Below are 23165 nucleotides of genomic sequence, written 5' to 3' on the forward strand. Positions count from 1 at the left end.
ATGAGCGAGAAGGAAAACGCAGTGGCTGAAGCAGCAGAAGCGCGCGGTTACCGCAAGACCCTCCGCGGGTACGTGGTTTCCGACAAGATGCAGAAGACCATCGTCGTGGACGTGGAGGATCGCGTGAAGCACTCCCTCTACGGCAAGGTCATGCGCCGCAACAAGAAGGTCAAGGCCCACGACGAGCAGAACGTCGCCGGCATCGGCGACCTGGTGCTCATCGCCGAGACCCGTCCCTTGTCCAAGGACAAGAACTGGCGCCTGGTGGAGATCATCGAAAAGGCCAAGTAAGGCCTGCTTGATGCGCTCCTGAGGGGTGCAGGCCGCGGCCGGCTCGCGCCGGCCGCGCAAAAAAACCGGGGCCGGGACCCGAAATCATGCGTTCACCGCACGATTTCGGGTCCCGGCCTTTTTGGCGTAATATTGAATATCTGTGCGCCCTGCATGTGAAGACTATCCACCTTTGCATCCAGGGCAAGCGTGCGGATGGGGGCGGCGAATCGTCCCCGCACAGCGCACGGCACGGCTCTCCGGCTAACGCCTCGGCCCTGCCTCCCCAGCAGTTCCGGCCCTTTTGGGCCCGGCTGTTTGGAGGTGGGGGTAAGCGACAGTTGGGGATGGACCATAAATCCGTTCCGCAAGGCTCCTTGGGAGAACCGGCGAGACGACAGGAGCAAATAGTGATTCAGCAGGAGTCGCGACTCAAGGTGGCCGACAACACCGGTGCTAAGGAGATCCTTACCATCCGTGTTCTCGGCGGTTCCGGACGTCGCTACGCAGGCATCGGCGACGTCATCGTCGCCACCGTCAAGGACGCAATCCCTGGCGGCAACGTAAAGAAGGGTGACGTCGTCAAGGCTGTCATCGTTCGTACCAAGAAGGAGCGCCGCCGTGCGGACGGCTCCTACATCAAGTTCGACGAGAACGCGGCCGTCATCCTCAAGAACGATGGCGAACCCCGCGGTACTCGTATCTTCGGCCCGGTGGGGCGTGAGCTTCGTGACAAGAAGTTCATGAAGATCGTTTCCCTGGCTCCGGAGGTGCTGTAAGCATGGGTGCAAAGATCAAGAAGGGCGATCTCGTCCAGGTCATCACGGGCGCCAAGGCTGAGCGCGGCGGCGACCGCGGCAAGCAGGGCAAGGTCCTGAAGGTGTTCCCGGAGACCAACCGCGTGCTCGTTGAGGGCATCAACCGCGTCACCAAGCACACCAAGGCCGGCCAGACCGAGCGCGGTACCACCACCGGTGGCATCGAGGTCGTTGAGGCCCCGATGCACGTTTCCAACGTCGCGATCGTGGACCCGGAGACCAAGAAGCCGACCCGCGTTGGTTTCCGCGAGGAAACCGTCGAGAAGGATGGCGTGAAGAAGACCGTGCGCGTGCGCTACGCCAAGGCTTCCGGAAAGGCACTCTAATGACTGAAGCAGCTGTGAAGACCCAGCCGCGCCTGAAGGCCAAGTACGCCTCCGAGATCCGCGCGACCCTGCAGTCCGAGTTCAACTACGCCAACGTCATGCAGGTTCCCGGCCTGGTGAAGGTCGTCGTGAACATGGGTGTCGGCGAGGCCGCCAAGGACTCCAAGCTGATCGAGGGCGCCGTGCGCGACCTCACCGCGATCACCGGCCAGAAGCCGATGGTCACCAAGGCCCGCAAGTCCATCGCCCAGTTCAAGCTGCGCGAAGGCATGCCGATCGGTGCGCACGCCACGCTGCGCGGCGACCGCATGTGGGAATTCGTGGACCGCCTGGTCACCCTGGCCCTGCCCCGTATCCGCGACTTCCGCGGCCTGAACGGCAAGCAGTTCGACGGAAACGGCAACTACACCTTCGGCCTCACGGAGCAGTCCATGTTCCACGAGATCGACCAGGACGCGATCGACCGCGTCCGCGGCATGGACATCACCGTGGTGACCACCGCCAAGACCGACGCGGAAGGCCGCGCGCTGCTCAAGGCGCTGGGCTTCCCGTTCAAGACCGAAGACAACTAGTTCAACTACGTCGCAGGTCCGTCCCAGGACGGAAACCGTGACGAGGAAGGGCAGAAGCCCAAATGACCATGACAGATCCTGTCGCAGACATGCTGACTCGTCTGCGCAACGCCAACTCGGCCTACCACGACACCGTTTCGATGCCGTCGTCCAAGCTGAAGGTGCGCCTTGCGGAGATCCTGAAGCGCGAAGGTTACATCGGTGACTTCGTCGAGGAAGCTGCCGAGGTCGGCAAGAAGCTGACCATCAGCCTGAAGTTCGGCCCCAGCCGCGAGCGTTCGATCGCCGGCATCCGCCGTATCTCCAAGCCGGGCCTGCGCGTTTACGCGAAGTCCACCAACCTGCCGCACGTCCTCGGGGGCCTCGGCATTGCCATCCTGTCCACCTCCTCCGGTCTGCTCACCGACCGCCAGGCCGCAAAGAAGGGCGTAGGTGGGGAAGTCCTCGCCTACGTCTGGTAACGGGAAGGGAGTAAAAGAACATGTCTCGTATTGGACGTCTCCCCATCACCGTTCCCGCCGGCGTTGAGGTCAACATCGACGGTGCCACCGTCTCCGTGAAGGGCCCGAAGGGCGAGCTGAACCACGTTGTGGCCAGCCCGATCTCCGTGTCCCTCGAGGAGGGCACCCTCTCCGTGACCCGCCCGACGGACGACCGCGTCGCCCGCTCGCTGCACGGCCTGACCCGCACCCTGATCGACAACATGATCACCGGTGTGACCCAGGGCTACAGCAAGGGCCTGGAAATCCACGGCACCGGCTACCGCGTGCAGGCCAAGGGTGCGGACCTCGAGTTCGCCCTGGGCTACTCGCACCCGGTCAACGTCACCGCTCCGGAAGGCATCACCTTCTCGGTCGAGGGCGCCAACAAGCTGACCGTTTCCGGCATCAGCAAGCAGCAGGTTGGCGAAGTTGCCGCCAACATCCGCAAGCTCCGCAAGCCTGACCCGTACAAGGGCAAGGGCGTTCGCTACGCGGGCGAAGTTATCCGCCGCAAGGTCGGAAAGGCTGGTAAGTAATCATGGCTCTCGGAATCAAGGGTAAGAGCAAGAGCGCCTCTCGCGGGCGCCGCCACCTGCGTGTCCGTAAGCGCATCGTTGGCACCGAGGCGCGTCCGCGCCTGGTCGTCAACCGCTCCGCTCGCCACATGTTTGTCCAGGTTGTCGATGACAGCAAGGGCATCACCGTGGCCTACGCCTCCACGCTCGAGGCCGACCTGCGCGCGTTCGAGGGTGACAAGACCGCCAAGGCCAAGCGCGTTGGCGAGCTCGTTGCCGAGCGCGCCAAGGCTGCCGGCGTCGAAGCCGTTGTCTTCGACCGCGGCGGCAACAAGTACCACGGCCGTGTGGCCGCGGTTGCCGATGGCGCTCGTGAAGGTGGGCTGGCACTGTGAGCGAAGCTACTAACGAGAAGGAAACTCAGGTGTCTGAAGCAACTGAGGCAGTGGAGACCGCTGCTCCCGCCGCCGACAACGCTGGCGGACGTCGCGGCGAAGGCCGTGGCGACGGCCGTGGCCGTGGCGAGGGCCGTGGCCGTGGCGAGGGCCGTGGCCGTGGCCGCGACTCCAAGGACAGCCGCAACGAGGACAAGGACAAGTTCCTTGAGCGCGTTGTGAACATCAACCGCGTGGCTAAGGTCGTCAAGGGCGGCCGCCGCTTCAGCTTCACCGCACTTGTTGTGGTGGGCGACGGCAACGGCCTCGTCGGCGTGGGCTACGGCAAGGCCAAGGAAGTTCCGGCCGCCATTGCCAAGGGCGTCGAGGAAGCGAAGAAGTCCTTCTTCCGCGTTCCGCGCGTCGGCTCCACCATCCCGCACGTCGTGCAGGGCGAGGCCGCTGCCGGCGTCGTGCTGCTGCGTCCGGCCGCTCCGGGTACCGGCGTTATCGCCGGTGGTCCGGTCCGCGCCGTGCTCGAGTGCGCCGGTATCCACGATGTCCTCTCCAAGTCCATGGGCACCTCGAACCAGATCAACATCGTCCACGGCACCGTGGCTGCGCTGAAGATGCTGGAAGAGCCGGCGGCCGTCGCGGCCCGCCGTGGCCTGCCGATGGATGAGGTTGTGCCGGCCCAGATGCTGCGCACCATCAACAACGCGAAGGCAGGTGCGTAGCAAGTGGCCAAGAACCTGGTCCCCAGCGACGCGAAGCTGGCAATTACCCTGATCAAGTCCACCATTGGTGGCAAGCAGAACCAGCGCGACACCGTGCGATCGCTCGGTCTGAAGCGGATCGGCCACACTGTGGTCCGTACCGCCGACGCCGTGACCGTGGGCATGCTCAACACGGTTCCGCACCTCGTGAAGGTTGAGGAGGCGAAGTAATCATGGCTGAGAACAAGGAAACCGCTCTCAAGGTCCACCACCTGCGTCCGGCCGAGGGCGCCAAGACCGCAAAGACCCGTGTGGGTCGCGGTGAAGGCTCCAAGGGCAAGACCGCCGGTCGCGGCACCAAGGGCACCAAGGCCCGCTACCAGGTCAAGGCTGGCTTTGCCGGCGGCCAGCTGCCGCTGCACATGCGCCTGCCGAAGCTGCGCGGCTTCAAGAACCCGTTCCGCGTCGAGTTCCAGGTCGTGAACCTGGACAAGCTCTCGGAGCTGTTCCCCGAAGGTGGCGAAGTCACCGTCGAGGGCCTGGTCGCGAAGGGCGCTGTTCGCAAGAACCAGCCCGTCAAGGTCCTGGGCACCGGCGACATCACCGTCAAGGTGGACGTGAAGGCCAACGCCTTCTCCGCGTCCGCCGCCGAGAAGATCGCCGCCGCCGGCGGCAGCGTGACCGAGCTCTAAGCTTGCGTTGATCTTGTTGGTCCCGAAGGGCCGCCGGATCCGGTGAAAACCGGACCCGGCGGCCCTTCGGCGTTTAACCCCCGGGGGACGGCCCCGGGCCGGCGCCGCGCCATCCAGCCTTTTGTGTGCGTTTGTTTACGGGCGAACCTCCCGATACCGGTAGACTCAGGACGTCAATCCCGGACAGCGGTCCGGCAACAATCTTTCAGGAGGACGCTTGTTCAGCGCCATTGCCCGGGTTTTCCGGACGCCTGACCTCCGGCGCAAGCTGCTGTTCACGCTGGCCATCATCGCTATCTACCGGGTGGGCGTGTTCATCCCGGCCCCCGGCGTGGATTACAGCAATGTCCAGCAGTGCCTTGCGGCCGGCACCACGAGCGGCGGGTTGTACCAGTTCGTCAACCTCTTCAGCGGCGGCGCCCTGCTCCAGGTCTCGATCTTCGCCATGGGCATCATGCCCTACATCACCGCCTCCATCATCGTGCAGCTGCTGCGCGTGGTGATCCCGCGCTTCGAGGAGCTGCACAAGGAAGGCCAAGCCGGGCAGGCGACGCTGACCCAGTACACGCGCTACCTGACGATTGCGCTGGGGCTGCTGCAGGCCACGACGCTGGTGTCCCTGGCCCGCTCCGGCGCACTCTTCGCCGGATGCACCCTGCCGGTGGTTCCGGACGATTCGCTGCTGGTGGTGCTGCTGATGGTCATCACGCTGACCGCCGGCACCGGCCTGATCATGTGGATGGGCGAGCTGGTGACCGAGAAGGGCGTCGGCAACGGCATGTCCCTGCTGATCTTCGTCTCCATCGCCTCGGGCTTCCCGGCCTCGATGGGCCAGATCATTTCCACCCAGGGCTGGTGGGTCTTTGCCGGGGTGATGCTGATCGGCATCGTCGTGGTGGCCCTGGTGGTCTTCGTGGAGCAGTCCCAGCGCCGCATCCCCGTCCAGTACGCCAAGCGCATGGTGGGCCGCCGCACCGTCGGCGGCACCTCGACCTACATTCCGCTGAAGGTCAACATGGCCGGCGTCATCCCCGTCATCTTCGCCTCCTCGATGCTTGCCCTGCCGGCGATGCTGGTGCAGTTCAACATCCGCCCCGACGGAACGCTTCCGGACTGGGCCCTGTGGGTGCAGACGCACCTGTCCGGCACCTCGCCGCTGTACATGGCCATCTACGCGCTGATGATCCTCTTCTTCACGTACTTCTACGTCGCCATCACCTTCAACCCCACCGAGGTGGCGGACAACATGAAGAACTACGGCGGCTTCATCCCGGGCATCCGCGCCGGGCGCCCGACGGCCGAGTACCTCCAGTACGTACTCGCGCGCATCACTCTCCCCGGAGCCATTTACCTGGCTTTCGTGGCTCTGATCCCGCTGATCGCCTTCGTGCAGATCGGCGCCGACCAGAATTTCCCCTTTGGCGGCACCTCGATCCTCATCATGGTTGGCGTGGGTCTTGAAACCGTCAAGCAAATCAATGCCCAAATGCAGCAGCGACACTACGAAGGACTCTTGCGATGACCCGTCTCCTGATCATTGGCCCGCCCGGTTCCGGGAAAGGCACGCAGGCCGCCCGCATCTCCGAGCGGCTTGGCGTCGTGGCCATCTCCACCGGGGACATCTTCCGCGCCAACGTCAAGGAGCAGACGCCGCTGGGCGTCGAGGCGAAGAAGTACATCGACAACGGCGACTTCGTACCCGACTCGGTAACCAACAACATGGTCCGCGACCGCCTGGCCCAGCCGGACGTGTCCGAGGGCTTCCTGCTTGACGGCTACCCGCGCACCTCCGCCCAGGTCGACGAGTTGGACTCCATCCTGGCCGGGAACGGTCAGGCCCTGGATGCGGTGCTGCAGCTGACCGCCGACGACGACGAGCTGGTGGCCCGCCTGCTCAAGCGCGCCGAGATCGAAGGCCGCGCCGACGACACCGAGGACGTCATCCGCCACCGCCTGGCCCTCTACCACGAGCAGACCCAGATCGTGGTGGACCGCTACCTGGACCGCGGGATTGTCCGCAAGGTGGACGGCATCGGCCCCATCGACGAGGTCACCGACCGCGTCCTGGACGCCCTCAAGGCCTAGCGCCCCGCCCGTGCTGCCGCGTGCGGCACCGGAAGCCCCCGCCCCCTGCCGGGCGGGGGCTTCCGCCGTCGTGCGGGATAATTGGAACCAGACCAACCGGGAGGAAAGCACCATGGCGTTCGGCCAGCCGAAGATCGAGTACAAGACCAACAGCCAGATCCTGAAGATGCGGGAGGCCGGGCTGGTCCTGGCCGAGGCGCTGGACGAGGCGGTGGCCGCGGCTACGGTCGGCACCACGACGGCGGAGGTGGACGCCGTGTTCGCGGCCGTCCTGGAGCGCCGCGGTGCCACCAGCAACTTCAAGGGCTACCACGGCTTCCCCGCCACCATCTGCGCGTCCGTCAACCACGAGGTGGTCCACGGCTTCCCGTCCGGCTACGTGCTGCAGGACGGGGATGTGCTCAAGATCGACGGCGGCGCGATCGTGGACGGCTGGCACTCCGACTCGGCCCGCACGGTCATCGTGGGCCAGGCCGACCCGGAGGACCAGCGGCTGAGCGACGTCACCGAGGAGGCCATGTGGCGCGGTATCGCGGCGCTGGCGAACGCGCGCTTCGTGGGGCAGATTGGAGAGGCGATCGACGACTTCGTCTCCGCCGTTCCGGGCAAGCCGCTGGGCATCCTGGAGGACTACGTCGGCCACGGCATCGGCTCCGAGATGCACCAGGCCCCCGACGTGCTCAACTACCGCTCCGGCCACCGCGGCGCGCGCGTGAAGCCGGGCCTGTGCCTGGCCATCGAACCGATGCTGGTACGGGGAAACATCGAGACCCGGGTGCTGGAGGACGACTGGACCGTGGTGACTACGGACGGTTCGCGCGCGTCCCAGTGGGAGCACACCGTGGCTGTGCACCTGGGCGGGATCTGGGTGCTCTCCGCGCACGACGGCGGCGTGGCCGGGCTGGCGCCGTTCGGCGTCGTGCCGTCCCCCATCCAGCCGTAGCCGCCGGAAGTGTCCCGGAGGCGGGCCAACGCTGTCCCCGGATTGGACGCTCAGGGATGACCTAAGCGTTCAATCCGGGGACAGCGTCTCCTTGCGCCTCCACGATGGCCTCGCGAATCAACTGGCACGCGCGGGTGAAGGAGGTGCGCAGGTCCTCCCGCCCAAGCTTGAAGTAGCGCCAGCGCGCCCTGTCGAAGTAACCGTCCCGCCGGTTGTCGCTGGCCTGCTGGGCGGGCGTGCGGTGATGCTCGCCGTCGTACTGGATGGCGATGCGGTACCTGCGATAGCCGAGGTCGGCCTCGGGAGAGTTCCTGTCGGCCGGGTTCAGCCTGACCTGCAGTTCGGGCTCAGGAAGGCCGCTTCGGACCAGGGCCAGCCGGAGCATCGTTTCGGGGGGTGAGTCCGAACCCACCCTGACATCCTTGAGGGCGGCGCGCGCTCGCGCAGTGCCGGGCACGTTGGGATGGGCGGTGAGCAGTTCGGCCATCTGTCCGGGCGTCGACCACCGCTCGAACTGCAGTTCGCGACCCCACCGGGGGAGCCGCACCAGCTGGTCACCCAAAACCACGAGGGCGTCGTGCTCGAGCGTGCCGGCGAGGTCGAGCCACGTCCGGGCAGGGGTGGATACGGGGATGCCCTGCAGGGTGGAGACTTCGCCGTCCAGCACCAGCGGGCGGTGGCATACCAGGCCGGACAGCTTGACCTGGGGTTGTTTTCGGGCCCGGCTGATATGAAGGTCACCGGGACGCCGGAAGCGCGGCGGAAGCCAAAACTCGTGGAGGAGTGCGGCCGTCAGGTGCGAGGCCCAAATGCCGGGATAGAGCCCAACGAGGCACTCGAGCACTGCGCGCAGGTCGGGTTCCCCCGGCCCGTGAAAGAACACCGGCCCGACGACGCGCCGAACATCGGAAGCGTCCAGCCGGCGACGCGTCACCCCCAGGCTCCGCGCCCGGGCCAGGGTGAAAGGCCGGTGGCGGAGTTGCTGGGGGAGTGGGGACGGCGTGCGCATGGCACATTGATAGCCGACTTTGGCCGCCGCCGCGGACGTTTTCCACAGCCTCCGGCTCCTGCCGGGCATGCACAGGAACGCTGTCCCCCGATTCGACGCTTCGGTCCCGTCATTGCGTCGAATCGGGGGACAGCGTCGCCTCCGGGGCCGATTGGCGGAATCGGGCAAAGCCCGGTAGGCTTATGCGTTGGTTGTCTCTATGCCTGTGCCCAAAACGCCAACGGGGTTCCCCGCGGGGTGTTGCGGGCTTGGGGGCAGGGGAGAACCGGAAACAAAAACCGTCGGGACGTCCGTCCTGGCACAAACGTTAGCGGAGGATATGGCCAAGAAAGAGGGTGTCATCGAGGTAGAAGGCACCGTGTCGGAGGCACTGCCCAACGCGATGTTCCGCGTTGAGCTTCCGAACGGGCACGTTGTGCTTGCAACTATCTCGGGAAAGATGCGTCAGCACTACATTCGGATCCTCCCCGAGGACCGCGTAGTGGTGGAACTCAGCCCGTACGACCTTAACCGCGGCCGTATCGTCTACCGCTACAAGTAAAGACTTCCGCTCCCCGCGCACGCGCAGGGAGCGAAGGTAGTTACGTCAGCTCAATCAAACACAGCAACCGCAAAGGAGAAAACCGTGAAGGTTAACCCTAGCGTGAAGCCGATCTGCGATAAGTGCAAGGTGATCCGCCGTAACGGTCGGGTCATGGTGATCTGCGAAAACCCACGCCACAAGCAGCGCCAGGGCTAATTTCCCGCACGGGAAGTAAGACCTAGCGCGTAGTTATCAACACAGGCAGCTCAGCGTCCACTACGCGGGACGCACACCCCCGGCACGGAGGCCGGGGACCCGGAAACGGGGACGGGCTGCTTCAGACCTCCGCAAAACGAAAGTAGACAACCAATATGGCTCGTCTCGCTGGCGTAGACATCCCGCGCGAAAAGCGCGTGATCATCGCGCTTACCTACATCTACGGCGTGGGCAAGACCCGTGCAGAGCAGACCATCGCCGAGACCGGGATCAACCCCGACACCCGTGTCAAGGACCTCACCGACGCTGAGCTGGTTCAGCTGCGTGACTACATCGAGGGCAACTTCAAGGTCGAAGGCGACCTTCGCCGCGAAGTTGCTGCCGACATCCGCCGCAAGGTCGAGATCGGCTCCTACGAGGGCATCCGCCACCGCAAGGGCCTGCCGGTCCGCGGTCAGCGCACCAAGACCAACGCTCGTACCCGCAAGGGCCCGAAGCGCACCGTCGCCGGTAAGAAGAAGGCCCGCTAAATCTAGCGGCCCCCTAAGCCTAAATTTTCTCGTAGGAGTAAAAATATGCCCCCGAAGACTCGTGGAGCGGTCCGCAAGCCGCGTCGCAAGGACAAGAAGAACATCGCGCTTGGTCAGGCGCACATCAAGAGCACCTTTAACAACACCATCGTGTCCATCACGGACCCGACCGGTGCGGTCATCTCCTGGGCTTCCGCCGGTGAGGTTGGCTTCAAGGGCTCCCGCAAGTCCACCCCGTACGCCGCGCAGATGGCCGCTGAGGCCGCTGCAAAGCGCGCGCAGGAGCACGGCCTGAAGAAGGTCGACGTGTTCGTGAAGGGTCCGGGCTCCGGTCGCGAGACCGCCATTCGCTCGCTGCAGGCCGCTGGCCTCGAGGTCGGGTCCATCCAGGACGTGTCCCCGAGCGCGCACAACGGCTGCCGCCCGTCGAAGCGTCGCCGCGTCTAGCTGACCGCGCAAGGTGCGTGCCGCCGTCGTCCTTCCGGGGACGACGGCGGCATGCGCCGCCCGCGGTCCGCTGGACCACCTGACGTTCGCCGGCAGGCAGACGCCGTTTCCACCCCCATGTGTTGCGTCATATAGCGGACGCTCGCTGAAAGGAAATCTTAAGTGCTTATCGCACAGCGACCCACCCTGACCGAAGAAGTCGTCGCCGACAACCGCTCCCGGTTCATCATCGAACCGCTGGAGCCGGGCTTCGGCTACACCCTTGGCAACTCGCTCCGCCGCACCCTGCTGTCCTCCATTCCGGGGGCAGCGGTGACCAGCGTGCGGATCGATGGCGTGCTGCATGAATTCACCACGGTTTCGGGTGTGAAGGAAGACGTCACCGAACTGATCCTGAACATCAAGAACCTGGCGGTGTCTTCCGAGCACGACGAGCCCGTCGTCGCCTACCTGCGCAAGCAGGGCCCCGGCGTCGTCACGGCCGCGGACATCACCCCGCCCGCCGGCGTTGAGTTCCACAACCCGGACCTGCACATCGCGACGCTGAACGCGAAGGGCAAGTTCGACATGGAACTGACCATCGAGCGCGGCCGCGGGTACGTTTCGGCTTCGCAGAACAAGAGCGCGGACCAGGAGATCGGCCGTATTCCGGTTGACTCCATCTACTCTCCGGTTCTGAAGGTGACCTTCCGCGTGGAGGCCACCCGCGTCGAGCAGCGCACCGACTTCGACAAGCTGATCGTCGACGTCGAGACCAAGGACTCGATCGCGCCGCGCGACGCCGTTGCGTCCGCCGGCACGACCCTGGTCGAGCTGTTCGGTCTGGCCCGCGAGCTGAACACGGCCGCTGAAGGCATCGAGATCGGCCCGTCCCCGACGGACGCCGCCCTTGCCGCCGACATGGCCCTGCCGATCGAGGACCTGGAACTGACCGTCCGCTCCTACAACTGCCTCAAGCGTGAGGGCATCCACACCGTGGGTGAGCTCGTTGCCCGCTCCGAGGCCGACCTGATGGACATCCGCAACTTCGGTGCCAAGTCCATCGACGAGGTCAAGGCGAAGCTGATCGAACTGGGTCTGTCCCTGAAGGATTCCCCTCCAGGGTTTGACCTTGCCGCGCGCGCTGCCGCCATCGAAGAGGACGACGCCGCTTACGGTGACGAAGAGGCCTAAGGGCCGATTCAAGGACTAAAACTTTGCCCACGGACCCGCTCCCTTGCGGGGCGGTCCGGAGGGCACCATTTGAGGAGAAAAACCAATGCCTACCCCCACCAAGGGTCCGCGCCTCGGAGGCAGCCCTGCCCACCAGCGCCTGATGCTGGCCAACCTGTCGGCCCAGCTGTTCGAGCACAAGCGGATCACCACCACGGAGACCAAGGCCAAGCGCCTTCGCCCGTTCGCCGAGCGCCTGATCACCTTCGCCAAGCGCGGTGACCTCGCGTCCCGCCGCCGCGTGCAGTCCGTGATCGCCTCGCGTTCCCGCACCAACAAGGGCATCGTCCACGAGCTGTTCGAGAACATCGCCCCGGCGATGGCCGAGCGCGACGGCGGCTACACCCGCATCACCAAGATCGGCAACCGCAAGGGCGACAACGCCCCCATGGCCGTCATCGAACTGGTGCTGGAGCCCGTCTCCCCGAAGCAGGCCGTTGTGAAGGAAGCCGAGCAGGCTGCCTCCAAGGCCGCCCCGGCCGAGGAGCCGGCGGTCGAGGAGACCGAGGCGACCGAGACCGCCGAGGTCGAGGCCACCGAGGTTGAGGCCGCCGAGGCCGAGACCGAGAAGAAGGACCAGGCCTAGGCCTCAGCCCTTCCGGCATCGCATACAGGAAGGCCCGCCGCTCACGCGGCGGGCCTTCCTGCCTTAAGCCTTCCTGTTTCATAGGACGGGACGGGACGGGATGGGACGGGACGGGACGGGACGGGACGGGACGGGACGGAACTGGACGCGACGCTGGGGCCCGGGCGCGGGTACTCCCGGGCCCGGGGTACCCGCGGACGCGGCCGGGGCCTATGGTGGAGCACAACGCAAGGCCCGTCAGGAGTGCCCCATGGAAACGCCCAAGGACAAGACCGCCCCCTGCCTGTGGTTCGCAACCGAGGCGGAGGAGGCCGCGCGGTTCTACGTCGGCCTGATCCCGAACTCGCGGATCGTGGAAACCTCGTACTACATCGAGGGCCAGCACCTGCCCGCCGGAACGGTGCTCACGGTGGAGTTCGAACTCGCCGGGCGCCGCTACACGGCCCTGAACGGTGGGCCCGGGTTCACGTTCAGCGAGGCCGTGTCCATCCAGCTCTACTGCGAGGACCAGGCGGAAATCGACCGCTACTGGGAGGCCCTGACGGCCGACGGCGGGCAGGAGAGCCAGTGCGGGTGGCTCAAGGACCGGTACGGACTCTCCTGGCAGGTGGTCCCGCGGCAGATCAGCGCGTTTTTCACCGATTCGGATCCCGCCGCGGTAAAGCGCGCCTGGGACGCCCTGATGCCCATGCGCAAGCTGGACCTCGCGGCCCTGCAGGCGGCCTTCGACGGCAGGTGAGCCCGGGGCAGGCTCCGGACCGGACACCCGGGTACCTGAGATTGCCGGCTGCCTGACATTGCCGGTGCCTGGCATTGCCGGTGTCCGACCGCGCTGCGCCCGGCCGGACACGCCGGCGCCTAAACTGGATGCCATGCTTGATTCCCTGCCTGATGTCAATCCCCTGGGTGCAGCCGTGTCCGACGCCGGGGCCTCCGAACCCGCGACGGTGCGGGTCCGGATGGAGTTGGCGTACGACGGTGCGGCGTTTAACGGGTGGGCCACCCAGCCCGGGCTGCCCACCGTCCAGGGGGCGCTGGAGGCGGCCCTGGCGCTGCTGGTGCGCCGGCCCGTGCGGACCGTGGTGGCCGGACGGACCGACGCCGGCGTCCACGCCCGCGGACAGGTGGTGCACTTTGACCTGACGCCGGGGGAGTGGGAGGCACTGCCGCGCGGCCAGGCGATCGAACCGGCCCGGGCGCTGGTGCGCCGGGTCCGGGGAGTGCTCTCCCGGCTGGAGGGCGCGGTGTTCGTGCATTCGGCGGCACTGGCGGCACCGGGGTTCGACGCGCGTTTTTCCGCCTTGTGGCGCCGGTATTCCTACCGGATCGCCGACGGGCCCGAACGGTGGGACCCGCTGACCCGTGCCACGACGCTGTGGCACGGGCAGTCCCTGGATGCGGACCTCATGAACGCGGAGGCGGCCACGGTGGCCGGGCGCCATGACTTCCACTCCTTCTGCAAGCCCCGCGAGGGGGCGACGACGATCCGCACCCTGGAGGAGTTCCGCTTTGCCCGCGGGGAGGACGGGGTCCTGGTGGCCCACCTGCGGGCGGATGCGTTCTGCCACAACATGGTCCGGGCCCTGGTCGGGGCCGCCCTGATGGTTGGCGACGGCCGGGAGCCGCGGGGGTGGCTGGCCGGGAGGCTGGTGGAGAAGGTCCGCGACTCGAAGACCCGGTTGGCCGCCCCGCACCCGCTGGTGCTGGAGGAGGTGGCCTACCCGGGGACCGCGGAGCTGGCGGCCCGGGCCGAACAGACCCGGGCACGGCGCGCGGCGCACGACGTCGACGCGCGTTGACGCCGCAGGTTCCGCCGGTCAGCCAAACATGCCGCTCTTCATCATGTTGATCGCGGCCGGGCCCATGATCACGATGAACAGCGTGGGGAAGATGAAGAACAGCAGCGGGAAGAGGATCTTCACGGGAAGCTGCATGGCCTTCTCTTCGGCGCGCTGGCGCCGCTTGATGCGCATCTGCCCGGCCTGGGTCCGGAGCACCCGGGTGATGCCGATGCCGTAGCGGTCCGCCTGGACCACGGCCCGGATGAAGGCCTTGAGGTCCTGCACGGAGGAGCGGTCGGCCATTGCCTGGTACGCCTCGCCGCGGGACCGTCCCACCTGGATCTCCTGCAGCGTCCTGCCCATCTCCTCGGCCATGGGTCCCGAACTTCCGGCCGCCACGCGGGCCATGGCCGCCTCGAACCCCAAGCCGGCCTCCACCGATATCAGCAGCTGGTCGAGCATGTTGGGCAACTCCAACTGGATGGCTTCCTGGCGCTTGATGCCCACGTTGTAGACCAGCAGGTCCGGCAGGAAATATCCGAAGGACGTCAGCAACAGGAACAGCAGGAAGGACGTGGAGTCGATCCCCTTGGCCATGAGCAGCAGCCCCGGTGCGGCCCCCGCCACGGCCAGTACCGGCTTGAGAATCAGGACACGGTCCAGCGGCCACGCGGCCGGGCGTCCGGCCATGGCCAGCAGCCGGTCCAACTTGGCCGCGTAGGTTCCCGGGGTGATCCGCCGGGCAATGGCGGCGAACTCCGCCTCCGCGAGGACCTGGTGCTCTGTGCTCTCTGCACCGATGCGGGAGAGGTTGCGCCGGATCAGCACAAACTGGTTCCGGTCCACCGCCACCAGTCCCCACGTGAGGAAGGCCAGCGGCAGCACCAGCAGGGCGATCCCCAGCCAGCCCATGATTCCGATTCCCATGGTTCCCCCCTAGAACTTGATCTTGATCATGCGGCTCATCCAGAAGGAGCCGATGACGAGCATGATGCCGCCGACGGCGAGCATCCCGAACCCCAGCGGGTGGGAGAACAGGGTGCTGAGGTAGCCGGGGTTCATGACGAACAGGACGCCACTGATGCCAAAGGGCAGCGCGATCAGGATGTAGGCGGAGATCTTGCCTTCCGCGGACAGCGCCCGCACCTGGCCCTTGATCTGGGCGCGTTCGCGGATGGTGCCGCCCACCTGGTCCAGCACCTCGGCCAGGTCGCCGCCGACCTCGCGGTTGATCTGGATCGCTTCCCCGATCCAGGAGAAGTCCTCCGAGTCCATGCGGCGCGCGGTGTCGATCAGGGTCGCCTCGGGATTGCGCCCCATGCGGATCTCGTTGACCACCCGGGCCAGCTCCTCGCCCATGGGCGCATCGAATTCCTGGGCGGCGGAGTCAAGGGCGCGCATGACGGAGTGCCCTGCGCGGAGGCTGCCCGTGAGCGTCATGATCAGGTCCGGCAGCTGGTTGTCGAACTGGGTCCGCCGCCGCTCCCGCAGCAAAACCAGCACTCCCCACCCCGCAAACGGCACCAGCAGGGCCAGCAACACGCCAAGCCCCGGTCCGGCCAGCGCGGTGCCGAGGAGTCCGGCGACCACGGCCCCGGCGGCCAGCAGCACCATGAACTCCGCGGGGGAGAGCTTGAGCCCGGCCCCCCGCAGCGCCTCCTGGCGGAACAGGCCGCGTCCGGTGGTCCCAATGGTGCGTTCGGCAGCCCCCACGGCGGCCCCGCTGAAGCGGGCGAGCAGGGATGCCGGCCGGGCGGCGCTGGTGAACGTGGACGTACTGACCAGCCAGCTGCGCCGCTCGCGGTCGATCTCCGCGCTGGCCGGCCGGTAGACCGTGAACAGCAGGACTATTGCTGCGGCGAGGCACGCGGTGATCCCGCCAACGATGGGCACCAGTTCCATGGCTACCGCCTGCCTGTCGCCGCGGGGGTCCGGGGGTTCCCAAATACGCCCGGCGGCAGGACGATGCCCATGTCCTGGAAGCGGTCCAGGAACCGGGGGCGGACGCCGGTCGCCTGCGGCCGGCCGAGGAACCGGCCGTTGGGATCGATCCCCGCCGAATAGTCGAAGAGGAATGCGTCCTGCAGGGTGACGATGTCCCCTTCCATGCCCTGGACCTCCGTGATGTGGGTGACGCGGCGGGTTCCGTCGCGCAGGCGGGTGAGCTGGACGATCAGGTCAACGGCCGAGGCGATCTGTTCGCGGACCGCCCGCAGCGGAAGGTCCATGCCGGCCATCAGCACCAGCGTCTCGAGGCGGGCGATCGCGTCGCGCGGTGTGTTGGCGTGGACGGTGGAAATGGAGCCGTCGTGTCCGGTGTTCATGGCCTGCAGCATGTCCAGGGTCTCGCCGCCCCGGACCTCCCCGACCACGATCCGGTCCGGGCGCATGCGCAGCGAGTTGCGCACCAGCTCCCGAATAGTCACGGCGCCCTTGCCCTCGATGTTTGCCGGGCGGCTCTCCAGCCGCACCACGTGCTCCTGCTGGAGTTGGAGCTCCACGGCATCCTCGATCGTGATGATGCGCTCGTCGCTGGGAATGAACCCGGAGAGCACGTTCAGCAGGGTCGTCTTGCCCGTGCCGGTGCCGCCGGCAACGATGATGTTCAGGCGGGCCTTGACGCAGGCGTCGAGCAGGTGCGCCATGTCCGGGCTCAGGGTGCCGAAGTCGATCAGGTTGCGCACGGTGTAGGGGCTCTTGCTGAATTTGCGGATGGTCAGCGTGGCCCCGCTGACAGCCAGCGGCGGGATGATCGCGTTGACGCGGCTGCCGTCCTCGAGCCGGGCATCCACCAGCGGGGACGATTCGTCGATGCGCCGGCCTACCCGGGAGACGATGCGTTCGATTACCCGGCGCAGCTGCTCCTCCGAGCTGAAGGTCGCTTCGGAGAGGGTCAGCTGGCCGCCGCGCTCCACATAGATCCGGTCTGCCCCGTTCACCATGATCTCGGTGATGTCTTCATCGTCCAGCAGGCGCTGGATCGGCCCCAGCCCCAGGACCTCGTCGGCGATTTCGCGGATCAGCCGCCGCCGCTCCTCGGGGGAGAGCGGCACCTGCTCCTGGTCGATCACCTCGCTGAGTTCGTCGCGGGCGAGCTGGCGCACCGCCTCCTCGGTCAGGGAGGTGTCCGTAAGGCGCGAACCGAGCCTGCCATACAGCGCCTCGCCGGCCCGGGCCTTGAGCCCGCCGAGGGCATCCACCTTCTCCTGGGGCGGCACCGGCTGGCTTGCCGCTCCGCGGGAGGCGAGCTTGGCGGCCAAACCGCGCAGCTCCTGGGGGGCGGCCGGGGCCGGACCGCCCGCTTCCCCGGCATCCCAGGAGGAACCCGGAACTGCGGCGGGCGCGGCCTCCACCCCGGCGGGAACAGGCTGGACCGGGAACGCGGACTGCGCGAAAACAGGCTGGACCGGGAACGCGGGCTGGAACGGAAGCGCGGCCGCCTCCGGAACCGCCGGTTCCGGAACTATCGGTTCCGGAACTGCCAGCTCCGGAACTGCAGGGCCCGGCGCGCCGGCGCGTGGGCCTCCGGTAGCCAGGCCCTCGCGGGCCTCGCGTTCCTCGCGTAACTGGTTCAGGCGTTCGGCCAGGTTCACTTGACAACCTCCCGTCGGTGGAGCTTGCGCTCGGTCTTCATGCTGGGGTCGAACCGCCTGGCCAGCTTGTCCAGGCTGCGCCAGGCACCTTCCCGCATCGGCTCGGTCAGCAGGGGCACGCCCTTGTTGGTGCTCAGCGGCACCGCACGGGAGTGCGGAACCACGGTGTCCACCGGAATTCCGATCGAGGTTTCCACGTCCTGGACGGACAGGCCGGTGCGCCGGTCCGCGAAGTTGAGCACCACGTGCCGGCCCTGCGGGATCAGCTGCAGTTCCTTGAGCACGCTGAGCCCGGAGTTCAGGCCGCGGATGCTGGGCACGTCCATGCCAATCACCCAGACCGCGTCGGTGGCCTGTTCCAGCACGGCCAGCAGGTGCTCGCCGAGGCCCGGCGCGGTGTCCAGCACCACGTACTGGAACTCGGCGGCCAGCTGGTTGATCAGCACGGCTACCTGTTCGGCGGTGATCAGGTCAGCGTCCGCCGGATTCTTGGGTCCGCACAGCGCGTAGACCCCGGTCTCGTCAACGGTGAGGAAGGCCTTGAGCACCATGGAGTCCTGGGCTGCTGCCCCGAACACAGCATCCGTGATGGTGTGCTCCGGATTCACGTTCAGGGCGCTGGCGACGTCCCCGAACTGCAGGTCCAGGTCGACGATCACCACGCCCATCGGGGCCGTCCTGCCCAATCCCACGGCCAGGTTGGTGGCGACGGTGGTTTTGCCCACCCCGCCCTTGGGCGACATGACCGCAATGACGCGGCCCTGGCTCCGGTCCCCGGAACTGCCGTCTCCGCCCTGGCGGCGGCGGGACTCCGTGGCAAGGCAGGCGCGTTCCAGGAGCAGGCGCAGCTCGGCCGGATCCGCAGCCGGATCCGCGATGTCGCGGATGCCGGCGCGCATCGCGGCAACCAGTTCCTCCGGCGCCGGGGTGCCGGCGAGGACCACCGAAAGGTCCGAATGCTGCAGGTCCAGTTCCAGGGCCAGGCGGAAGGCGGCCTGGCGGTCGACATCCGGACCGAAGAGCACGACGTCGGTCGGCTCGCCGATGCTGCGCGTGAGCAGGTCCCGCGGGGTGAGGTTGACGGCCTCGGCGGGAATGCGGTGGATGGTGCCGGGCATCGCGTCGTTCACTGCGGCGCGCAGGCGGCGTTCGAAGTCCGGGGCGTCGGTCAGGAGAAGGAAACGGCTCACTTCAGTACCTCGTTCACGTCGATGACCGAGCGGTTGCCCGGGTTGGTGTCGTCGTTCTGCTTGGACAGCCACAGTTCGCCGTAGATCTGCGTGTGGACGATCTTGGTGGCCTGGACCGAATCGACGCCCAGGGTGACGTAGGCCGAACCCGAGGGCAGGGCGGTGGTGCCTTCCGGGGTGGCAGTCTGCTCGCTGGGGGCGATCTGGATCGCGGTGACCAGGACCCCGTCGTAGAGGTGCTTGGAGAGTTTGACCTCCTCCGCGTCCTCGGAGCCCTTTTCCTTGACGCTGAAGTTGGTGAAGACGCCCACCTTGTCCCCGGCCTTGAGGTTGCCGCCGGCCACGCGCTCAGGTTCCAGGAGGATGGTCACCTCCTGCAGGCCGGCCGGCACCTGGACCGCTCCGGGGGTGAGCAGGGCGGATTCAGCGACCAGCTTGGCGTCTAGAAGCTGCTCGCCCGCGAGGATCTCCGAGGCCACGACCTTGTCCGTGATATCCGCCAGGGAGCTGAGCGCCCCCGGTGCGATGGCGGCCCCGGGGATCGACCGGGTCTCCAGCGAGGAGGCCAGCTCCTCCACCGGGGTACCGGCCGGGATGTCCCTGGATGCGACCAGGACCGTGACCGGCTCCAGGTCCTTCTGGGCGCGCGCGTCAGCGGCGCTGACGTAGTTGAAAAGCAGGACGGCGCCGACGATGGCCAAGACCAGCGCTGCTGTGCCCCCAAGCAGCCGTGTTTTCATCTGTTTCCCCCAGAGTTGAGCCGTGATTCATTGCCTTGTTGTGGCACACCAGGCCTTGCCGGCCTGGTGCGCCACAACGAATGTGGTTGCGGGGGCACGCCCCCAAGATGCGCCCCCGCAACGGGTCACCTGCTTAAGGTGACGATGTTGGCCCCGGTCGTGGACGGGGCACTGCCTGTGGTGGCCGCAAAGGCCTCGTCATCCGTAAAGACGTACCGGACGAAGCGTCCGACGAAGCCCATGTCGCTCTGCTCGCGGCGACTGTACCGGAAGGTCTCTGCAGCATCGGTGGTCATATAGCTGGGGCCTCCCCCGGCGGTGAAGTACCACCCGCGGATCTCGAAGGCGGCGTGAGCCCAGATCCTGTAGTTCTTCTTGTCCGTGGCGTCGAAGACCGGCAGCAGGGCCACCACCCGTCCGCCCGATTCGAGGGTGGCCTTCCACTCCGCCATCCGGGCGCTGCAGTTGGTTTCCCAGGCATTGCCTCCCTTGGCGACGATCCAGGTGCCGGCGGTGGTGTCGACGTTGCAGGAGCCGGTCGGGTTGGGCGGCAGCCATCCGAAGCCGCCCGGAATTTCCAGGCCGGAACCCGTGTCGTGGCATTTATCCTCCCGGACCGGGTCCTTCACACCGTGGCTCATGATGAACTGCAGGGTCCCGTCGGTGGTGGGCGAGGCATCCATCTCGCAGCGGGAGAAGGCCAGCGGGAACTTCGAGATCACCCGCTTCGGCGCCCCCCAAGAGGCGCTGGCAGTGGCGCTGACCGGGACTCCGTCCGCGTAGGCCGGGTCCAGGACCTGGGCAAAGAAGACGGAGAGCCTGCCAAACGCCGGTCCACTGCTTTCGGCGGCCCGGGTGACGGTGGTGACCCTGCCGGCCGCCAGGTCCAGTGTCACGGGCGGGACTTGGGTGAGGCCGTCGTTGGCGCTGGCGTTGGCCAGGACCTGGGCCTTGTTCTGGTAATCGGTGCAACCGGGATCGGTGGGGCTCTTGGCGCACGCGTTGGCGATGGAGAGCGCCGCGGTGTCCGCCCCATTCTGCAGCTGTGCCTTTTCCCAGTAGATCCGCCCCACATCGACGGAAATGGCGGCGAAGCCCAGGAGCATCGTCATCATGACGGCGACGATGACCGCCGTCGCGCCCCGTTCCGGGTGGTGCCCGGTGGAACGGCCCCGTGCGTGGCCGGCCCGGGGCCGGCGCGTGACTAGCCGCCGCATCGCATGGCCGCCTTGCCGCTAAGCGTGATGGCCGGTCCCAGGAAGTCGAACCAGCCGGTCAGTGACGCGTAACTGCGCTGCGTCGTGACCGTCACCAGCGCGCCCGGAGTGCAGGTGGCGGACGCGGTCGCGGAGAGCCCGGTGGCCATCGGCGCGGCCGCCTGTGCCGTCTGCGTGAGTTGGGTGGCGGAGTAGGTGCTGCTCCCTGAGTGGATCGCGTAGTAGCGGGCGCCTTCACGTGCGGCCTGGCTCAGCGAGATTTGCTGGTTGAAGGCATACCCGAATTCGATGATGCCGAAAACCAGCGTGACCAGGATCGGCAGAAGTAGTGCCATTTCCACGGCGGAGGCACCGCGTTCCCCCAAGAAACGCGCGTATCCGCCGAGTTTGCCGTGCCGCATGAGAGCCCCCCAGCTACCCGTCGACATGTGGAGTGGTGGGTAGTGGGGGCGGCACGAACGGCGCCGCCCCCACTACCTTGGACCGCGACCTTACGGAAGCTGGCTGTTGACGGTGGTGAAGGCGTCCCTCAGGTTGCCGCCGATGAGGCCCACGACGGTGATGATCACGGCGGCGATCAGCGCGACCATGATGCCGTACTCGACGGCGGTGGCGCCCTTCTCCTCGCGCTTTAGCTTGGCGCCGAGGACGTGCATGGTGGTCATGATGTGTGCGGCGATGATGTTCATGGAAATACCCCAAATCTTTCTCAAATGGCTGTGGCCCGGTGCCACAGCCAGCCTTGGTGCTGAGGAGAGGTTTGAGGGTGCCCTGGATTCAATTATCTAGCTTGTCTTGCCCCCAGTAGATGCCTTGCCGTTTCCGGCTGCCCCTTCGTGGCCCCCCGACCACTGACATCTGGGGGAAACTCTAAGCAGGGAAATTCGACTTGCCTAGTCCCGTTCCAATGAATTTTTCTGCCGGCCTGGCCTCAGGGATCCGCAGGTGGGAGGCGGGTTTTGTGAAAAAAACCGCGCCAATTCAAGCTTCAACGAATGCCTTCATTTTACAGTGAAATTTTGTAAAGCGGATTCCGTAGCGCTGCTAACCATCCTCGAAGGCGCCGGTAATAGGGCAGCCCGATTTGGCCGCGCTCCCCGCGCGTGGTAGGCGTCAGGCGGCGCGGTGGACGCCCCGCATCCCTCCGGTTCGGACATGTGAGGCCGCTGCCCGGGTGGCCATGCCTGGGGGTGGGGCGTACCGATGTCGACGGATTCGGTGGCTCAAAGGTATTCGTTCAACCGGTTTCGTAGTTGACTTTTCAACATATGCGTTTGCATTGCCCGCAAGCCCCGTTATTCCAGCGATCGCGGCCTGATGGAATCCGAAGGAGAAATGGCACCAATGGACGCAAATTATTCTTGCCAAACTCCCAAAAGTTCCCCCATCGCGGCGGGGAAAGTCCCCTGGCGGGGGTGTCCGCCACCTGTTTGGGTGCCTTGAGCTGGAGGGGCCGGGTGGTCCGGGTACGCAGGCTGCCCCAGCTAAAGGAGTAGGCGAAGGGGGCGGCGAAGCTCCGGAAGGCCCCCGATGGGGTAGCCCGGCGGTCGGCCTCCGCGGAATCGGTGGCCGGTCCGAGTGGGGGTGGGGGCGGTTGCGGGTGCTTTTGGAGCCCGGTGCCTTAATCCGCTAAAGTGGGTGGTTGTTGTGCATGTCCTTTGCCTGACACAACCTTCTCCGCGTGCGGGTCCAGTTGCAGGACCTCTGGTCTGTGGGGATTGCAGGCACCTCTGGGCGGCCGGTTAGATCAGCCCTCACCTGACGAACTGGTACAGCGCATCGATAACACGGCGCCCTTCCGGGAGTGGATCTCACCGCTGCCCCCGGCGGAAGCGCTTGACCAGTAACCAATAAACGAAGGCAATTACCGTGCGTACGTACTCTCCGAAGCCTGAGGACGCCGACCGTCAGTGGCTGATCATTGACGCCACCGACGTCGTTCTGGGCCGCCTCGCCAGCCAGACCGCAACCCTGCTGCGCGGCAAGCACAAGCCGACTTTCGCCCCCCACATGGACCAGGGCGATTTCGTCATCATCATCAACGCCGAGAAGGTGGCCCTCACCGGCGCCAAGCTCCTGCAGAAGCGCGCCTACCGCCACTCCGGTTACCCGGGCGGCCTCAAGTCCGTGAACTACGCGGAACTCCTTGAGAAGAACCCGGTCCTGGCTGTCGAGAAGGCCGTCAAGGGCATGCTTCCCAAGAACTCCATCGCTGCCAAGCAGCTGGCCAAGCTCAAGGTCTACCGCGGTGCCGAGCACCCGCACGCTGCGCAGCAGCCGAAGACCTTCGAGATCACCCAGGTCGCGCAGTAGCGCTGGGCCCCGAGA

General features: G+C 66.6%; 31 protein-coding genes. 22 read left to right on the forward strand and 9 right to left on the reverse strand.

The features are described from left to right. From rpsQ to map, 13 genes are all read left to right on the forward strand, one after another. A complete protein-coding gene (gene rpsQ / locus NCCP_RS00475; protein ID WP_149955141.1) occupies nucleotides 1-291 on the forward strand; it encodes a 30S ribosomal protein S17 in 291 nt (96 codons plus the stop codon). A gap of 389 nt (nucleotides 292-680) precedes the next feature. Next, complete coding sequence (gene rplN, locus NCCP_RS00480) at nucleotides 681-1049, forward strand: 50S ribosomal protein L14 (protein WP_149955142.1); 369 nt, start codon at nucleotides 681-683, stop codon at nucleotides 1047-1049. Between the two features lie 2 nt (nucleotides 1050-1051). Next, on the forward strand, nucleotides 1052-1414 hold the full coding sequence (rplX, locus tag NCCP_RS00485; protein ID WP_149955143.1) for a 50S ribosomal protein L24: 363 nt from the start codon (nucleotides 1052-1054) through the stop codon (nucleotides 1412-1414). A gap of 32 nt (nucleotides 1415-1446) precedes the next feature. Beyond that, a complete protein-coding gene (gene rplE, locus NCCP_RS00490) occupies nucleotides 1447-1986 on the forward strand; it encodes a 50S ribosomal protein L5 (protein ID WP_225873626.1) in 540 nt (179 codons plus the stop codon). Nucleotides 1987-2048: 62 nt separating this feature from the next. Next, a complete protein-coding gene (gene rpsH / locus NCCP_RS00495; protein ID WP_149955145.1) occupies nucleotides 2049-2447 on the forward strand; it encodes a 30S ribosomal protein S8 in 399 nt (132 codons plus the stop codon). A 20-nt stretch (nucleotides 2448-2467) separates the two neighbouring features. Continuing rightward, a complete protein-coding gene (rplF, locus tag NCCP_RS00500) occupies nucleotides 2468-3004 on the forward strand; it encodes a 50S ribosomal protein L6 (protein WP_149955146.1) in 537 nt (178 codons plus the stop codon). A 2-nt stretch (nucleotides 3005-3006) separates the two neighbouring features. After that, complete coding sequence (gene rplR, locus NCCP_RS00505; RefSeq protein ID WP_149955147.1) at nucleotides 3007-3378, forward strand: 50S ribosomal protein L18; 372 nt, start codon at nucleotides 3007-3009, stop codon at nucleotides 3376-3378. Further along, entirely contained in the window at nucleotides 3375-4094 is a 720-nt protein-coding gene (gene rpsE, locus NCCP_RS00510; protein WP_149955148.1) for a 30S ribosomal protein S5, read from the forward strand. Before rplR ends, rpsE begins: the two co-directional genes overlap by 4 nt. A 3-nt stretch (nucleotides 4095-4097) precedes the next feature. Then, on the forward strand, nucleotides 4098-4304 hold the full coding sequence (gene rpmD / locus NCCP_RS00515; RefSeq protein WP_149955149.1) for a 50S ribosomal protein L30: 207 nt from the start codon (nucleotides 4098-4100) through the stop codon (nucleotides 4302-4304). A 2-nt stretch (nucleotides 4305-4306) separates the two neighbouring features. Continuing rightward, nucleotides 4307-4765: a 50S ribosomal protein L15 gene (gene rplO, locus NCCP_RS00520; RefSeq protein ID WP_149955150.1), complete on the forward strand. Its 459-nt coding sequence runs from the start codon at nucleotides 4307-4309 to the stop codon at nucleotides 4763-4765. A 217-nt stretch (nucleotides 4766-4982) separates the two neighbouring features. Beyond that, nucleotides 4983-6287: a preprotein translocase subunit SecY gene (gene secY / locus NCCP_RS00525; protein ID WP_149955151.1), complete on the forward strand. Its 1305-nt coding sequence runs from the start codon at nucleotides 4983-4985 to the stop codon at nucleotides 6285-6287. After that, nucleotides 6284-6850, forward strand: coding sequence for an adenylate kinase (locus NCCP_RS00530; RefSeq protein WP_149955152.1), 567 nt, complete (start codon nucleotides 6284-6286; stop codon nucleotides 6848-6850). The genes secY and NCCP_RS00530 overlap by 4 nt, the downstream gene beginning before the upstream one ends. Before the next feature lie 112 nt (nucleotides 6851-6962). Then, the gene (gene map, locus NCCP_RS00535) at nucleotides 6963-7793 is read left to right on the forward strand and encodes a type I methionyl aminopeptidase (protein WP_149955153.1); all 831 of its coding nucleotides are present in this window, start codon (nucleotides 6963-6965) and stop codon (nucleotides 7791-7793) included. A 61-nt stretch (nucleotides 7794-7854) separates the two neighbouring features. Here the strand turns inward: map and NCCP_RS00540 are convergent, their stop codons facing one another. Further along, nucleotides 7855-8676 (reverse strand): hypothetical protein, encoded by an 822-nt coding sequence (locus tag NCCP_RS00540; protein ID WP_149955154.1) that lies wholly within the window; start codon nucleotides 8674-8676, stop codon nucleotides 7855-7857. A 445-nt stretch (nucleotides 8677-9121) separates the two neighbouring features. Here NCCP_RS00540 and infA point away from each other — a divergent pair, with 445 nt between their 5' ends. The 8 genes from infA to truA all read left to right on the forward strand — a co-directional run bounded on the left by infA (nucleotide 9122) and on the right by truA (nucleotide 14115). Then, nucleotides 9122-9343, forward strand: coding sequence for a translation initiation factor IF-1 (gene infA, locus NCCP_RS00545; protein WP_068731548.1), 222 nt, complete (start codon nucleotides 9122-9124; stop codon nucleotides 9341-9343). Between the two features lie 84 nt (nucleotides 9344-9427). Next, nucleotides 9428-9541: a 50S ribosomal protein L36 gene (gene rpmJ, locus NCCP_RS00550; protein ID WP_071894985.1), complete on the forward strand. Its 114-nt coding sequence runs from the start codon at nucleotides 9428-9430 to the stop codon at nucleotides 9539-9541. A 155-nt stretch (nucleotides 9542-9696) separates the two neighbouring features. Beyond that, nucleotides 9697-10071, forward strand: a complete 375-nt coding sequence (gene rpsM, locus NCCP_RS00555) for a 30S ribosomal protein S13 (RefSeq protein ID WP_149955155.1) — start codon at nucleotides 9697-9699, stop codon at nucleotides 10069-10071. A 45-nt stretch (nucleotides 10072-10116) separates the two neighbouring features. Next, entirely contained in the window at nucleotides 10117-10518 is a 402-nt protein-coding gene (rpsK, locus tag NCCP_RS00560) for a 30S ribosomal protein S11 (protein ID WP_149955156.1), read from the forward strand. A gap of 162 nt (nucleotides 10519-10680) precedes the next feature. After that, on the forward strand, nucleotides 10681-11691 hold the full coding sequence (locus NCCP_RS00565) for a DNA-directed RNA polymerase subunit alpha (RefSeq protein WP_149955157.1): 1011 nt from the start codon (nucleotides 10681-10683) through the stop codon (nucleotides 11689-11691). Between the two features lie 85 nt (nucleotides 11692-11776). Next, nucleotides 11777-12316, forward strand: a complete 540-nt coding sequence (rplQ, locus tag NCCP_RS00570; RefSeq protein ID WP_149955158.1) for a 50S ribosomal protein L17 — start codon at nucleotides 11777-11779, stop codon at nucleotides 12314-12316. A gap of 250 nt (nucleotides 12317-12566) precedes the next feature. Then, nucleotides 12567-13055 (forward strand): VOC family protein, encoded by a 489-nt coding sequence (locus tag NCCP_RS00575; protein WP_149955159.1) that lies wholly within the window; start codon nucleotides 12567-12569, stop codon nucleotides 13053-13055. Nucleotides 13056-13275: 220 nt separating this feature from the next. Then, nucleotides 13276-14115, forward strand: a complete 840-nt coding sequence (gene truA, locus NCCP_RS00580) for a tRNA pseudouridine(38-40) synthase TruA (protein WP_225873627.1) — start codon at nucleotides 13276-13278, stop codon at nucleotides 14113-14115. 18 nt (nucleotides 14116-14133) lie between these two features. Here the strand turns inward: truA and NCCP_RS00585 are convergent, their stop codons facing one another. The 8 genes from NCCP_RS00585 to NCCP_RS00620 form a co-directional block, all read right to left on the reverse strand. After that, complete coding sequence (locus NCCP_RS00585; RefSeq protein ID WP_225873594.1) at nucleotides 14134-15024, reverse strand: type II secretion system F family protein; 891 nt, start codon at nucleotides 15022-15024, stop codon at nucleotides 14134-14136. A gap of 9 nt (nucleotides 15025-15033) precedes the next feature. Then, the gene (locus NCCP_RS00590; protein ID WP_149955161.1) at nucleotides 15034-15999 is read right to left on the reverse strand and encodes a type II secretion system F family protein; all 966 of its coding nucleotides are present in this window, start codon (nucleotides 15997-15999) and stop codon (nucleotides 15034-15036) included. A gap of 2 nt (nucleotides 16000-16001) precedes the next feature. Beyond that, the gene (locus NCCP_RS00595; protein ID WP_149955512.1) at nucleotides 16002-17450 is read right to left on the reverse strand and encodes a TadA family conjugal transfer-associated ATPase; all 1449 of its coding nucleotides are present in this window, start codon (nucleotides 17448-17450) and stop codon (nucleotides 16002-16004) included. Between the two features lie 236 nt (nucleotides 17451-17686). Further along, complete coding sequence (locus NCCP_RS00600; protein ID WP_149955162.1) at nucleotides 17687-18880, reverse strand: CpaE/TadZ family protein; 1194 nt, start codon at nucleotides 18878-18880, stop codon at nucleotides 17687-17689. Next, the gene (gene cpaB, locus NCCP_RS00605) at nucleotides 18877-19620 is read right to left on the reverse strand and encodes a Flp pilus assembly protein CpaB (RefSeq protein WP_149955163.1); all 744 of its coding nucleotides are present in this window, start codon (nucleotides 19618-19620) and stop codon (nucleotides 18877-18879) included. The genes NCCP_RS00600 and cpaB overlap by 4 nt, the downstream gene beginning before the upstream one ends. Before the next feature lie 125 nt (nucleotides 19621-19745). Further along, nucleotides 19746-20837, reverse strand: coding sequence for a pilus assembly protein TadG-related protein (locus tag NCCP_RS00610; RefSeq protein ID WP_149955164.1), 1092 nt, complete (start codon nucleotides 20835-20837; stop codon nucleotides 19746-19748). Continuing rightward, complete coding sequence (locus NCCP_RS00615) at nucleotides 20825-21238, reverse strand: TadE/TadG family type IV pilus assembly protein (RefSeq protein ID WP_149955165.1); 414 nt, start codon at nucleotides 21236-21238, stop codon at nucleotides 20825-20827. The genes NCCP_RS00610 and NCCP_RS00615 overlap by 13 nt, the downstream gene beginning before the upstream one ends. A gap of 90 nt (nucleotides 21239-21328) precedes the next feature. Further along, the gene (locus NCCP_RS00620; protein WP_308655488.1) at nucleotides 21329-21526 is read right to left on the reverse strand and encodes a Flp family type IVb pilin; all 198 of its coding nucleotides are present in this window, start codon (nucleotides 21524-21526) and stop codon (nucleotides 21329-21331) included. Between the two features lie 1180 nt (nucleotides 21527-22706). Here NCCP_RS00620 and rplM point away from each other — a divergent pair. Beyond that, on the forward strand, nucleotides 22707-23150 hold the full coding sequence (gene rplM / locus NCCP_RS00625; protein WP_149955166.1) for a 50S ribosomal protein L13: 444 nt from the start codon (nucleotides 22707-22709) through the stop codon (nucleotides 23148-23150). Nucleotides 23151-23165 lie beyond the last annotated feature (15 nt).

The organism is Zafaria cholistanensis, assembly GCF_008580665.1.
GTDB classification, from domain to species: Bacteria; Actinomycetota; Actinomycetes; order Actinomycetales; family Micrococcaceae; genus Zafaria; species Zafaria cholistanensis.

What these genes read in the sequence shown, in the direction of transcription:
- rpsQ (WP_149955141.1), top strand. Translation starts at nt 1, where the DNA reads ATGAGCGAGAAGGAAAACGCAGTGGCTGAAGCAGCAGAAGCGCGCGGT.
- rplX (WP_149955143.1), top strand. Translation starts at nt 1,052, where the DNA reads ATGGGTGCAAAGATCAAGAAGGGCGATCTCGTCCAGGTCATCACGGGC.
- rpsH (WP_149955145.1), top strand. Translation starts at nt 2,049, where the DNA reads ATGACCATGACAGATCCTGTCGCAGACATGCTGACTCGTCTGCGCAAC.
- rplF (WP_149955146.1), top strand. Translation starts at nt 2,468, where the DNA reads ATGTCTCGTATTGGACGTCTCCCCATCACCGTTCCCGCCGGCGTTGAG.
- rplR (WP_149955147.1), top strand. Translation starts at nt 3,007, where the DNA reads ATGGCTCTCGGAATCAAGGGTAAGAGCAAGAGCGCCTCTCGCGGGCGC.
- rplO (WP_149955150.1), top strand. Translation starts at nt 4,307, where the DNA reads ATGGCTGAGAACAAGGAAACCGCTCTCAAGGTCCACCACCTGCGTCCG.
- NCCP_RS00530 (WP_149955152.1), top strand. Translation starts at nt 6,284, where the DNA reads ATGACCCGTCTCCTGATCATTGGCCCGCCCGGTTCCGGGAAAGGCACG.
- map (WP_149955153.1), top strand. Translation starts at nt 6,963, where the DNA reads ATGGCGTTCGGCCAGCCGAAGATCGAGTACAAGACCAACAGCCAGATC.
- infA (WP_068731548.1), top strand. Translation starts at nt 9,122, where the DNA reads ATGGCCAAGAAAGAGGGTGTCATCGAGGTAGAAGGCACCGTGTCGGAG.
- rpsM (WP_149955155.1), top strand. Translation starts at nt 9,697, where the DNA reads ATGGCTCGTCTCGCTGGCGTAGACATCCCGCGCGAAAAGCGCGTGATC.
- rpsK (WP_149955156.1), top strand. Translation starts at nt 10,117, where the DNA reads ATGCCCCCGAAGACTCGTGGAGCGGTCCGCAAGCCGCGTCGCAAGGAC.
- rplQ (WP_149955158.1), top strand. Translation starts at nt 11,777, where the DNA reads ATGCCTACCCCCACCAAGGGTCCGCGCCTCGGAGGCAGCCCTGCCCAC.
- NCCP_RS00575 (WP_149955159.1), top strand. Translation starts at nt 12,567, where the DNA reads ATGGAAACGCCCAAGGACAAGACCGCCCCCTGCCTGTGGTTCGCAACC.
- truA (WP_225873627.1), top strand. Translation starts at nt 13,276, where the DNA reads ATGGAGTTGGCGTACGACGGTGCGGCGTTTAACGGGTGGGCCACCCAG.
- NCCP_RS00585 (WP_225873594.1), bottom strand. Translation starts at nt 15,024, where the DNA reads ATGGGAATCGGAATCATGGGCTGGCTGGGGATCGCCCTGCTGGTGCTG.
- NCCP_RS00590 (WP_149955161.1), bottom strand. Translation starts at nt 15,999, where the DNA reads ATGGAACTGGTGCCCATCGTTGGCGGGATCACCGCGTGCCTCGCCGCA.
- cpaB (WP_149955163.1), bottom strand. Translation starts at nt 19,620, where the DNA reads ATGAAAACACGGCTGCTTGGGGGCACAGCAGCGCTGGTCTTGGCCATC.
- NCCP_RS00610 (WP_149955164.1), bottom strand. Translation starts at nt 20,837, where the DNA reads ATGCGGCGGCTAGTCACGCGCCGGCCCCGGGCCGGCCACGCACGGGGC.
- NCCP_RS00615 (WP_149955165.1), bottom strand. Translation starts at nt 21,238, where the DNA reads ATGCGGCACGGCAAACTCGGCGGATACGCGCGTTTCTTGGGGGAACGC.
- NCCP_RS00620 (WP_308655488.1), bottom strand. Translation starts at nt 21,526, where the DNA reads ATGAACATCATCGCCGCACACATCATGACCACCATGCACGTCCTCGGC.